The organism is Microcoleus sp. S36b_A4, assembly GCF_036700645.1.
Taxonomy (GTDB): domain Bacteria; phylum Cyanobacteriota; class Cyanobacteriia; order Cyanobacteriales; family Microcoleaceae; genus Microcoleus.
This window is the reverse complement of sequence record NZ_JAUBPI010000071.1, coordinates 1-12,152: the sequence shown is the minus strand read 5'-3', so window position 1 is coordinate 12,152 and position 12,152 is coordinate 1. Positions and strand designations below refer to the sequence as shown.

The window sequence follows — 12,152 nt, the reverse complement described above, 5'->3', positions numbered from 1 at the left end:
AACTTTGGTCTAAAATTATGGGCTCACCACGACGATTATCGGAAACTTGTATTCGTTTTTGGGCGAGCTGGCAGTTGACAGTTGGCAGTTGACAACTGTCAACTGTCAACTGCCAGTTGTCAACTGTCAACTCTCAACTGTCAACTATCAACAGAGAAAGGAAATCTTAAAATGCCTGAAAATTTGAGAAGCCAAGCTGTGACTGGGGGCGTGCAGCGCGCGCCCAACCGAGCAATGCTGCGGGCAGTCGGTTTTGGCGACGGCGATTTCACTAAGCCGATTGTGGGGATTGCCAACGGGTATAGCACGATTACGCCCTGCAATATGGGATTGAACGAGCTCGCTTTGCGGGCTATTGCGGGTGCAAAAGAAGCCGGCGCCATGCCACAGATGTTCGGTACGATTACTATCAGCGACGGGATCTCGATGGGAACAGAAGGGATGAAATATTCTCTGGTGTCGAGAGATGTGATTGCTGATTCCATCGAAACTGTTTGCAACGGCCAAAGTATGGACGGTGTGCTGGCTGTCGGTGGCTGCGATAAAAATATGCCGGGGGCGATGATTGCGATCGCCCGCATGAACATTCCTGCTATTTTTGTCTACGGTGGCACGATCAAACCGGGACACCACAACGGACGGGATTTAACCGTTGTCAGCGCTTTTGAAGCAGTAGGTCAATTCAGCGCGGGCAAAATTGACGAAACAGAACTCAATGCAGTGGAACAGAATGCTTGTCCGGGGGCGGGTTCCTGCGGCGGAATGTTCACAGCAAATACCATGTCGAGCGCTTTTGAAGTGATGGGCATGAGTTTGCCTTATTCTTCGACAATGGCTGCTGAGGATGCCGAAAAAGCTGACAGCGCTGCCAAATCTGCAAAAGTGTTGGTGGAAGCTGTCCGCAAACAGTTGTTACCGAGCCAAATTTTGACTCGCAAGGCCTTTGAAAATGCGATCGCGGTAATCATGGCAGTCGGCGGTTCAACCAACGCTGTGCTGCATTTATTGGCCATTTCCAATGCCATCGGAGTGGAGTTGTCCCTCGATGATTTTGAAACTATTAGAGCGAAAGTACCAGTGCTGTGCGACCTCAAACCCAGCGGCAAATATGTAGCAACCGATTTGCACAAAGCTGGCGGCATTCCTCAAGTAATGAAAATGCTGCTAGAAAAGGGTTTACTGCACGGAGACGCCCTGACAATTACCGGTCAAACTATTGCTGAAGTGTTAGCGGATATTCCAGCCGAACCCCGCACCGACCAAGATGTCATCCGCCCTTGGAACAACCCGATGTACGCCCAAGGGCATTTAGCAATTCTCAGGGGAAATCTGGCAACCGAAGGAGCCGTTGCTAAAATTACTGGCGTTAAGAAACCGCAAATTACCGGCCCGGCGCGGGTATTTGAATCTGAAGAAAATTGTTTGGATGCAATTTTAGCCGGCAAAATTCAAGCCGGAGATGTGATTATCATCCGCTACGAAGGGCCCAAAGGCGGGCCGGGAATGCGCGAAATGTTAGCACCAACTTCGGCAATTATTGGCGCCGGTTTGGGCGATTCTGTAGGATTAATTACTGACGGTCGCTTCTCTGGCGGAACTTACGGCATGGTGGTCGGTCACGTTGCACCAGAAGCACAAGTTGGCGGGACAATTGCTTTGGTAAAAGAGGGCGATTCGATTACGATTGATGCTCAAAATCGCTTGTTGCAGCTCAATGTTTCGGATGCAGAATTGGAGCAGCGGCGGGCTCTTTGGCAGCCTCCTAAACCTCGCTATACTAAGGGCGTTTTGGCTAAATACGCTAAGTTGGTTTCTTCTAGCAGTGTTGGTGCTGTGACTGATTTGGGTTTGGGTTAAAGTAGGAATTTTTTTAACCGCCGATGAAGCCAGATAAACGCAGATGAACGCAGATAGGATTTTATCTGCGTTCATCTGTGTCCATCCGCTGATATCTGCGGTTAAAACATTCCAAATTAAGGGCGCTGATTCAAAAAGCGGCCTGCCATCGACATGGCGTCAGTAATATCTACGTCGCCGTCTCCATCTGCATCTAAAAACGTATTTAAAACGGGATTTCCGCCCTGGGCTGGATTTTGGGCGTTGCCGCCGGTTTGTAGCAAATTCAGTATGAGCGGCACCAAAACAGGTATCATCGCCTGCACTGTGGCGTTATTCAAACCGGTTCTTTGGGCGATATCGGTCACTATTTGCGTGAGTTGGCCGGCTCCGAACAAACTCTGTACCGCTTGGGGGTTGGGATTTGTGCCGCTAAATTGGTTGACAAGTTGTTGAGCTTGTGCGTCTCCTGACTGCGATCGCACGTCTTGTAATGCCGATCGCACGTATCCGCCCAAAACCGACATCGCCAACTGAGTCGTACCCGCATTGACGCCCTGGTTGCCGCTCAACTGCTCTACCGCACCGAGAATGTTGCCCAACTGATTGGGGCTTGCTTGTTGGTTGGGATTGTCGATCGCGCTCAAAATTTGGTCAAATAGTCCCATAATTTTCGCTCCGTACAGTTGTTTCTCAACTTTAAATTATAGCAACTCCTGTTTTTCACGATTACTAAAAATAGTTGGGATTTGGGTATTGTCACTCATTTAATGGGGTAGCGACAGCCAGTTAGTAAGCAATCTCATACCATTTTAGATTTTAGATTTTAGATTTTAGATGGGGAATGAATTCTGACATCAGATTGCGGAGCGTGCTTGCAGTTGCATTCTTTTTTGAAACATGGATTAAAACGAATAATTTTTTAAGTTTTTACAGCTCCTCTCTTTTCGGGCTTGGTTGGCGCGTTCCCGTTGCCTAGGGAATTATATTCACGAGCAACTGGAGGTTGTAAGAGCGTATTTTGCCTTAAATCCTCATGCTTAATCGGCAGGGCGATCGAAAATTCCGTCCCCGTTCCCACCTCAGACCAAAAGTTAATTGTCCCCCCATGTTTCTTAACGATAATTTCGCGACCGATTGCCAATCCCAAACCAGTACCTACACCTCTCGGTTTAGTCGTAAAGAATGTTTCAAACATTTTTTCTTGGCTCTCTGGTGCTATTCCCGTACCGTTATCAGAAATTCGCACTACCACTGAGTCGTCGTCCAAGTATTCTGTAGCAATCACAATCCGAGGCGAAAAACTCGGTGCTTCCTGGAGTGACTCCGAAGCCGATTGTTTTTTCGCCTCGGCTGAGCTGGACTTCTCACTTTTTGCTTTCTCTTCCACAGCATCTAGTGCATTGTTGATAAGGTTCACAAATACCTGGTAAAGCAAACCCATATAGCCTTCCACAGTCGGAATATTCCCGTAATTTCGCACCACTTCAATGCCCTGTTTGATGCGGCTGTTGAGAATCAGCAAACTGCTGTCTATGCAGGCGTGCAAATCGACGGGATGAGGGGCTGCCTCATCGAGGCGAGAAAAATCTTTCAAACTTAAGATAATAGCTTTGGCTCTTTCAGCGCCTACTTGCATTGAGTCAAATATTTTTATCAAATCTTCTTTGAGAAAATCGATGTCTATTTCTTCGCCTTTCGCCAGCACTGCTGCAGGGGGGTTGGCAATTTCTGTTTCGTAAGTTTTGAGCAAGTCTAAAATATCTTCAACATAATTTCTTGCAGGAGCGATATTGGCATAGATAAAATTGATTGGGTTGTTAACTTCGTGAGCAACACCGGCTAACATCCGCCCCAAAGTTGCCATTTTCTCATTTTGAAGTATCTGGCTTTCTTGTTCAGATTTCAATTCTTTGAGCAACTGATTTACTTTCTGAATCAGTTGATTCAGCGAAGTTGCTAATACTCCTACTTCATCGGTGCTGGTAACTGGTACTTGCAACTGAAAATTAGATTCTTCAGTCACTCGCTGAGCGATTTTAGTTACAGCAGCGAGGGGTTTGGCGATCGCCCGACTGGTGAAGCCCGCCAGCACTGCTGCAACGATGATTGACAGTGCCATGCTACCCAAAATTATTTGCACCCGCAGCGTCTGGGCTCGCAGCAGATCCTCCCGCCCTGCATCTTCTTGCTCTTGGGCGCGATCGATAATTTCTGCTATATCATTGACCGCCCTATCTAGTTCCAACCCTATTTTATCTCGATCTAAATTCGACAGCAACTTACGTTTTACAAGTTGTTTAGCGGGGTTATTTGGCAATACAATGATTTTTTTATTAACTCTTTCTATTCGAGCAAGATAATTAGACAATAGCGAATCGCAAGTTTTTTTAAATTTTTCTATACCTTCTATGTCTTCCATGTATTTAGAGTTCTTGACTTCAGATAATAACACCTTCAAGTTGTAAATATTGTTTTGTAGTTGTTCGTATTTGTTGTCAAAAATTTTGGGCTGTTCTAGCCCGTAAATAAGCCATTCTTGGCTATTTTTAGTTCGCAGTAAAGCCACCTGTAACTTATTTAAAAGCTGAGTTTCTCGATCGATGTGTACTTGATTGTTAGTTCTGCGATAGTAATGAGTTCCCACCAACATCCCGATAGTCGTTCCTCCAATCGCAACACAAAGAGCCAGTGCGTACCCACTGCTGATTTTGTCGCGAATACTGAGGTTGCCCAAGGAATGGGCTATGTGAGCGAAATAATTGGGCTTGACTGGCTGGCTCTCTTTGATGTGATGCTCGCAAGAGGTAGAGAGTTCTTGTGAAGGCTGATTTAGATGTTTGAGCTGCATAGATGCTAACCTGTGAATAATTCACGCACTGACAATTCAGTCTAACTTAACTCGCGGCTAATTTGAGAGTACCGCATTGATGTTTTATGTGATAATTTTTGTAAATTAAGATGCTCTTACGTTGCCTAAGAAACCCGGTTTTTCGTTTCCGCTTTTGGAGCTTCCAGGAGGCACTTACCTTAAGAAATAGGGTTTCTGGATACTTCATGCGATATTTTATTCTTAATAAAAAAGTATGGCTCGACTCGCGATCGAATAAATCACCGAATAAATAAGTAGGTAAATGCAAATAAACCAGCCTGCAGTTGCGGCGGGCGATAAACTGTAGGTGAGTTATCGTGCAAGCTACAATTGCAGCAAGAGCGCGATCGCACTTGTCCGTCCCGCTGGCGCTCAAACTCCGCAAACCGCGCCTGCTGGACAAGCAGAATCGCGATTGGCGGGCTCGCACAGTACGATACCCTTCGTTGGCGTAGCCCCCGTAGGGACGGGCTTTCCTTCGGATCGCTTCGCTAACGCTAACGGGCGCTTCGCCATTTTAGATTTTAGATTTTAGATTTGCAATGACTGATGACGATCGGCGTAATGTAAAAATCAAAGCATAACCCTTTTATTTGCCACTCCCCTCATGCCTTTGCCGCGCCTGTTAACCTTAATTGCTGCTTTCTGCCTCGCCCTGGGGCTGATTATTGGGCTGGTGAGTTCCTTAACAGGGCTTTACAGTCAAGTTGCGTGGTCTGCCTCTCCGCTGCTGGCTAATTTGCTGATTTTCCTGATAATTGTACTTTTGGGAACGCTAATTTTTGCGCTGCTTTACTATTTTAGGTTGCTGCAACGCCCTCAGAAAGTTAAGGGAAAACGGCCGATTACTCCGAAGATTCCTGTTGTGAAAAGTGAAGCAGCTTCGGAAAATCTCAAAGCAATTCGGCAACAAGTCGATCGTATTCAAGATGAAGTAGCGCGGCAAGCTTTGCTGTTGAGAGCCCGCGAAATTGAAGCTAGCATGGCTAGGGGCAGCGTTCGAGTAGTTGTTTTCGGCACCGGTTCTGCGGGCAAAACTTCCGCTGTCAATGCGTTGGTGGGGCGGATGGCTGGACAGGTGGGCGCGCCGATGGGAACTACCGAAGTTGGAGAAACTTACACTCTAAAATTGAAAGGAATCGATCGAGAATTAGCAATTACTGATACCCCAGGTATCTTGGAAGCGGGAGTTGCGGGGACTTACAGAGAGGAATTGGCGAGGCAGTTGGCGGCGAGGGCAGATTTGATCTTATTTGTTTTGGACGGCGATTTGCGAAAATCCGAGTACGAACCGCTGCGGACTTTGGCGGAAATTGGCAAAAGGTCGATCGTGGTTTTTAATAAAGTTGACCTTTATCCCGACACCGATAGAGATGAAATTCTCGATCGACTGCGGCAGCGAGTCAAAGGTTTTGTATCAGCAATGGATGTAGTCGCGATTAGCGCCAATCCGCAAAAAGTTGTACTAGAAGACGGCACAATTTTTCAGCCATACCCGGATATTATGCCATTAATTCGGCGTGTCGCTGCGATTTTGCGAGCCGAAGGCGAAGACTTAATTGCGGACAATATTTTGCTGCAATCTCAGCACTTGGGCGACCAAGCGCGCAAGTTAATTGATGCTCAAAGAAGGCGGCAAGCTGATAAGGCAGTAGAGCGATTTCAGTGGATCGGAGCCGGAGTAATTGCTGTCACGCCTTTGCCAGTTGTGGATTTGTTAGCGACAGCAGCAGTTAACGCTCAAATGGTAGTAGAAATTGCTAAGATTTACGGCTGCGAATTAAATATCGATCGCGCGAAAGAACTGGCATTGTCTCTAGCAAAAACCCTAGCAAGTTTGGGAATAGTTGAAGGCGTAATTCAAGTAGTGTCTAGGGCGCTGCAGTTAAGCGTAGCCGGGTTTGTACTTGGCAAAGCAATTCAAGCAGTCAGTGCGGCTTATTTAACCAGAATTGCCGGGAAAAGTTTTATTGAATATTTCCGCCATGACCAAGATTGGGGCGATGGTGGCATTACCGAAGTTGTGCAAAGGCAGTTTCAGTTAAATCGGAAAGACGAGTTTGTCAAAGCATTTGTCAAAGATGCGATCGCCCGCGTTGTCGAACCTCTGAACATCTATCAGCAAGAATCGGAACCAGAATTAGAAATGTCAGCGGAATTGGAACCAGAAGTCGAACAAGAATCCTTGTATCAGCCGCCGCAACAAGACGATTGGGAAACTTACAGCAACAAACGCAACGATGAGTGGTAATTGGGAATGGGGAATTGGGAATTGGGAATTGGGAATTGTCAACTGCCAACTGTCAACTGACTAATAACTAATTTCGCCCCACCAACAAATAAACGATCATTTCTCCTTTACCTTTAATCTCAACAGCACCGCGCTTTTTAAACAAAAATTTATCTTTTAAACGATCGTAAACCGCAGCACTCACCTGAATTTCCCCCGGAATACCGCTTGATTCCATCCGCTGAGCAACATTTACTGTATCCCCCCACAAATCGTAACTAAATTTAGTTAAACCAATGACTCCCGCCACCACCCCACCAATATTTATGCCAATGCGGAGACTAAAGTTGTGATTGTTTTGGACATTGAAGCTAGCGACAGCAGATTGCATATCCAGCGCCATTTGGGCAATAGCAAAAGCATGATTTTCTTGCGGTTCTGGCAAACCGCCGACTACCATGTAAGCGTCACCCATAGTTTTGATTTTCTCCAAACCGTGCCGTAACGATAACTCGTCAAATAGACTAAAAATTTGATTCAGAACTTTCACCGTTTCTGTCGCACTTTTTTGAGAGGCAAAATTCGTAAATCCCACCAAATCGGCGAATAAAACGCTGACCTCCGAAAAGCTGTCAGCAATTATGCTTTGTCCCTCCTGCAAGCGATCTGCAATCGGTTTCGGCAAAATATTTAATAGCAATTCTTCAATTTTTTCTTTCTGAGACTTGGTTTTTTCCAACAGCAAGCGCGTTTCCATTTCTGCCTGTTCCCGATAGGCGATTTCCTGCTGCAACATCAGATTTTTATCCCTCAGTTGCAACTCTAGTTCCCGCAGCCGCAATTGATTTTCTACCCTAGCTACCACCTCTACGGTTTGAAAAGGTTTAGTAATGTAGTCCGCCCCGCCAGCATTAAAGGCTTTCACCTTCTCAGAAGCTTGTACCACAGCACTCAGAAAAATAATGGGAATGCCACGAGTGCTAGCGTTCGCTTTCAAGCGACTGCAAACTTCATAGCCATCCATATCGGGCATCATAATATCGAGCAAAATCAAGTCAGGCTGAGCCAAATCCACAGCATCGAGTGCCTCTTGACCGCTAGATGCAGCTTCTACTTTATAGCCTTTCCTGGATAATATCAGCTCCATTAACAATAAATTGTTAAGACTGTCATCCACAATTAAAATACTGCCCCTTAATTTTTCTGAAGATAATTGATTCATCGGCTTGCTACGGGCTTAGTTAAACTTAAAATTTGTTTAAATTTATAAATTACGCACAGGTGCGTCCAAACCTATTTTTTTTCACGGAAAGACGCATGGCCGAAGGCAAGCAAGAGGAAAAAAAACAGGTTTGTGAGGGCATGATTGCCTCCTCAAGTCAAATTTATTATACTAATTTGTCAAAACAACGAAAGCTGGGGCTAAAATTTCATATTGCGGATAAATTCGATCGACCTGGGCGTCGATTGATTGACTGGCGAATTGATTTACTGCTTGCTGCGGGTTTGGAAACCAAAAATATCTCACAAGCCCCACCGCTGCAATTTGCACTACAAAAGACCAAGGAGACTACCCGGACACTTTGCAGGGGTAATTTTCCCTAAATTCTGACGCGGAGCTGGATTCAAAAGTACGATCGACATCGTGGGCGGTAAGAAATGGGCGTGATCTTTTTATCTGATGCTCCCTGAGTCTGCGGTGTCGCATTATATTAAGAAATATAACAATAATTTTACACATGGGGGAGAATCCGGGGGCGGGATCAAGTCAAACCATCCGAGCGATCGGATCGAACACAACTTTGATAAGATTTAAGATTGACAACAAAATTTGCTATTGTGCGTCCGGGTAAAAACAATGAGCGATCGACCAATTATTCTCGGTATTGTCGGAGACAGCGCAGCGGGCAAAACCACCCTGACGCGGGGAATTGCCCAAGTATTGGGACCAGAAAATGTCACTGTGATTTGCACTGACGACTATCATCGCTACGACAGAAAGCAGCGGGCAGAAATCGGAATCACAGCATTGCATCCCGACTGCAATTATCTCGATATCATGCAGCAGCACCTCAGCCTGCTGCGTACCGGACAAGCAATTCTCAAACCCATCTACAACCACACCACAGGTACATTCGACCCACCGGAATACATCAAGCCCAGCAAATTTGTAATAGTTGAAGGTTTGCTGGGTTACGCAACCCGAACCATCCGCGATTCTTACGACGTAAAAGTGTATCTTGCTCCTCCCGAAGAGTTGCGAACTCAGTGGAAAGTTAAGCGCGATATTATGAAGCGCGGTTATACTGAAGAACAGGTGCTTGCAGAAATAAAAAAACGGGAACCCGACTCGGAAGACTTCATTCGTCCTCAGCGCAAATCGGCCGACGTTGTAGTTAGTTTTTACCCGCCAGAAGCGGATAATGAATCGAATTTAAGCGTCCGTTTAGTGCTCAGACCGACAATTCCTCACCCTGATTTTACTGAAATTTTAGGTCGAGGCAGCGAGAGTTTTAAACCTGCAATTCGCTTGGGACTCGATCGGGATATGGGCAAACCAGTTGACGTTTTGGAAGTAGACTCCCACGCTACCAGCGAGCAAGTAAACGAACTGGAAATGATGTTGTGTAGCGAGTTGCCACACCTGCGGGGATTTTGCTCCGCCCAAGGCAACCCGGAAATTGGCAAACTGATCGGCACAACTGGCGAAGTTTTGCAAAGTTATCCGCTAGCTTTGACGCAGTTGCTAGTTGCATATCACATGATGAAAGCAATTCATGTCTATTAGTTAGTTGGCAGTTGGCAATTGGCAGTTGTTGGTTGTTAGTTGTTGGTTGTTATTGCAAGGATTAATAACCAATAACCAATAACCAATAACTAATGTACTCGCAAAGTCGGGTTAGCAGTGCCTAATTGCTGAAGTGGCATGGAGACTGGCAACTGACTTTGAGGTGCAGGCAGCATTTCGCCTCGGAAGTCGAGGATGGTGACAAGCAGCAGATAGGCAACTGCTAAAATTATAGAAATCACTCCAGTGATAATAGCAACAAGTTTTGAACGATCCATATTCAGCAAATTTTAACTACAGCTAATATTAGTTTAACATTAAAAATATCAACATTATTACTTAACTTATGCAATAGAATATAATCAGGTGCTAGTTATTTCTCTGACAAAAATGGAACCTCTTGTAGATGCGCCAAATCCCACCGAGATGCCCAGAGCTACCCCAGTTGTGGAAACATTTAATCTGGGGAAGTTCTACCGTACCGGCTTTTGGATGAATGAAAAAATTGAATCGCTCAAAAATTGCACTCTGACTGTCTCTGAGGGGGAAACTTTTGGGTTGTTAGGGCAAAATGGAGCGGGGAAAACTACGCTGCTGAAAACTTTGCTGGGTATAGTGCGCCCCACTTCTGGGCGGGCGCTGCTGTTGGGGAGGCCTTTGGGCGATCGCACTGTGAAGCAGCGAGTCGGCTATTTGCCAGAAAATCCCTATTTTTACGATTATCTCACGGGCTGGGAATTCTTGCAATTTGCGGCGGGGTTATTTCAAATTCCCCCCTCGATTCAGCGACAGCGAATTCCGAATTTGCTAGACTTAGTTGGACTATCTCAATCGGCGGCAATTAAAAAACAGTTGCGCCAGTATTCTAAGGGAATGCTGCAACGGATCGGCATGGCTCAAGCTTTGATTAACAATCCCGATGTGGTATTTTTAGATGAGCCGATGTCTGGTTTAGATCCGATGGGACGCTATCAGATGCGGGAGATAATTTTATCGCTGAAAAATCAAGGAAAAACAATTTTTTTTAATTCGCATATATTGTCTGATGTGGAGAAGATTTGCGATCGAGTGGCAATTTTGGCGAAGGGTGAGTTAATCTGCATTGGTGCGATCGACGAAATCCTAGGTAATACTGAAACTTACCGGGTTGAAGGTAGGGGCGGTCACTTGAATATCCTGAAAAAATGGATACCGGATATGGAAGTTGATAATGATTTGTGGTACGGTCATTTGCAGGGCGATCCGAAGGAGTTTCTTTCTAGTCTGAGCGGTACGGGAGGGCAGCTAATTGGGATGAATTTGGCTAAGCCTAGTTTGGAAGAGTTTTTTATGCAGCAACTGCAAGAAAGAGGGATTTATTCTAGTGGTTGAAGTCAATACATCAAATTTCTTGTGGGTTGGGCATTTTTCCCGCCCTGACTTATAGAAACGGGCAAGATGCCCGTTCCACAGCACATCAAGTTTCTTGTGGGGTGGGCATTTTTCCCGCCCTGACTTATAGAAACGGGCAAGATGCCCGTTCCACAACACATCAAGTTTCTTGGGGGTTGGGCATCTTGCCCGCCTCTGAAAAACTAATGTTTTTTACTTCCGTTAACAATGGCAACTGTAGATTTGCACATACTAACTCTGCACAATTCCACTGCCGCAAATACTCATAGACTTCAGAAATAATCGCATTGGCTGCATCTAAATCTCCTGCTTGAGAAGCATGATAGTGCGCTCTGATTAGCGGCTTAATATCCTCGATATCTTGCCATTCTGATTGTGGTTTGAGGGGAATGCTGATATAATAACTATAGGCTTGGCTGTGGGCGGTACGGAGATTTTCAGGGTTTTGACTTAGCAGGTACTCGCCCTTTTCTCGGACTAGCGGATGCAACTGATAGGATTTGAGGTGGCGATCGTAATATAGGAATTGCCTGCGCTTCAGTGCTTGAATAATATTTTCCTTAAGTTCATACTTGCTAACTTCTGGCATTTGAGCGCTAATCCCTGCAAAAGATAGCGGATATTCTGAGGTTTGATAGACAGAAATTCGGCTGAGACAAGTTTGCTCGCCGTCGCCCAGACGCGCTATCATTTCATCGATCGCTCTTTCAATGTCTCGAATCAGCAACCAGTCTCTCTGGTGCAGAAAAATCCCGACATTTCCCTGAAACTCGGTATCATCTCGAATCAAGGCTGCGACGAGTTGTAAGGCTTTGGGATGTCCACAATAGCGATCGCACATTTCGGCTAATTCTTCTGGATTCGCAGTCAGATTAAAAGATTGCAATAGGGCAACTGCGGCATCTCGATCCAATCCGTTTAGCTGGATTTCGCGGGTGACTGTTGACGGCAATTCAGCTAAGGAATGAAAAATAAATAACTTAATGAATTACTCAGGTTGGGGTACGGCTCGATAATTCCATTTGGGCAAATAT

10 protein-coding genes are annotated in these 12,152 nt (G+C 45.6%); 5 read left to right on the top strand and 5 right to left on the bottom strand.

Annotated features, from left to right (window positions below; translation table 11 throughout):
* Positions 1–171 precede the first annotated feature (171 nt).
* Positions 172–1,857, top strand: coding sequence for a dihydroxy-acid dehydratase (gene ilvD, locus QUA03_RS20475; RefSeq protein ID WP_333214445.1), 1,686 nt, complete (start codon positions 172–174; stop codon positions 1,855–1,857).
* Positions 1,858–1,973: 116 nt separating this feature from the next.
* On the opposite strand, the gene QUA03_RS20470 is transcribed toward ilvD, so the two are convergent.
* On the bottom strand, positions 1,974–2,504 hold the full coding sequence (locus QUA03_RS20470; RefSeq protein WP_333214443.1) for a hypothetical protein: 531 nt from the start codon (positions 2,502–2,504) through the stop codon (positions 1,974–1,976).
* 254 nt (positions 2,505–2,758) lie between these two features.
* Positions 2,759–4,687, bottom strand: a complete 1,929-nt coding sequence (locus tag QUA03_RS20465; RefSeq protein ID WP_333214441.1) for an ATP-binding protein — start codon at positions 4,685–4,687, stop codon at positions 2,759–2,761.
* Positions 4,688–5,015: 328 nt separating this feature from the next.
* Between QUA03_RS20465 and QUA03_RS20460 the strand changes: the two genes are divergently transcribed.
* Positions 5,016–5,243, top strand: a complete 228-nt coding sequence (locus QUA03_RS20460) for a hypothetical protein (RefSeq protein WP_333214439.1) — start codon at positions 5,016–5,018, stop codon at positions 5,241–5,243.
* Between the two features lie 72 nt (positions 5,244–5,315).
* Entirely contained in the window at positions 5,316–6,959 is a 1,644-nt protein-coding gene (locus QUA03_RS20455) for a GTP-binding protein (protein ID WP_333214437.1), read from the top strand.
* Between the two features lie 67 nt (positions 6,960–7,026).
* On the opposite strand, the gene QUA03_RS20450 is transcribed toward QUA03_RS20455, so the two are convergent.
* A complete protein-coding gene (locus QUA03_RS20450) occupies positions 7,027–8,160 on the bottom strand; it encodes an adenylate/guanylate cyclase domain-containing protein (RefSeq protein WP_333214435.1) in 1,134 nt (377 codons plus the stop codon).
* Positions 8,161–8,796: 636 nt separating this feature from the next.
* Here QUA03_RS20450 and QUA03_RS20445 point away from each other — a divergent pair.
* Positions 8,797–9,726 carry a phosphoribulokinase gene (locus tag QUA03_RS20445; protein ID WP_333083222.1) on the top strand — a complete coding sequence of 310 codons (930 nt, stop codon included), beginning with the start codon at positions 8,797–8,799 and terminating at the stop codon, positions 9,724–9,726.
* Positions 9,727–9,815: 89 nt separating this feature from the next.
* Here QUA03_RS20445 and QUA03_RS20440 read toward each other — a convergent pair whose 3' ends face one another.
* On the bottom strand, positions 9,816–10,004 hold the full coding sequence (locus QUA03_RS20440; RefSeq protein WP_333214433.1) for a hypothetical protein: 189 nt from the start codon (positions 10,002–10,004) through the stop codon (positions 9,816–9,818).
* A gap of 112 nt (positions 10,005–10,116) precedes the next feature.
* Here QUA03_RS20440 and QUA03_RS20435 point away from each other — a divergent pair, with 112 nt between their 5' ends.
* Positions 10,117–11,097, top strand: coding sequence for an ABC transporter ATP-binding protein (locus QUA03_RS20435; RefSeq protein ID WP_333214431.1), 981 nt, complete (start codon positions 10,117–10,119; stop codon positions 11,095–11,097).
* Between the two features lie 160 nt (positions 11,098–11,257).
* Here the strand turns inward: QUA03_RS20435 and QUA03_RS20430 are convergent, their stop codons facing one another.
* Positions 11,258–12,070 carry a hypothetical protein gene (locus QUA03_RS20430; RefSeq protein WP_333214429.1) on the bottom strand — a complete coding sequence of 271 codons (813 nt, stop codon included), beginning with the start codon at positions 12,068–12,070 and terminating at the stop codon, positions 11,258–11,260.
* Between the last annotated feature and the right edge of the window lie 82 nt (positions 12,071–12,152).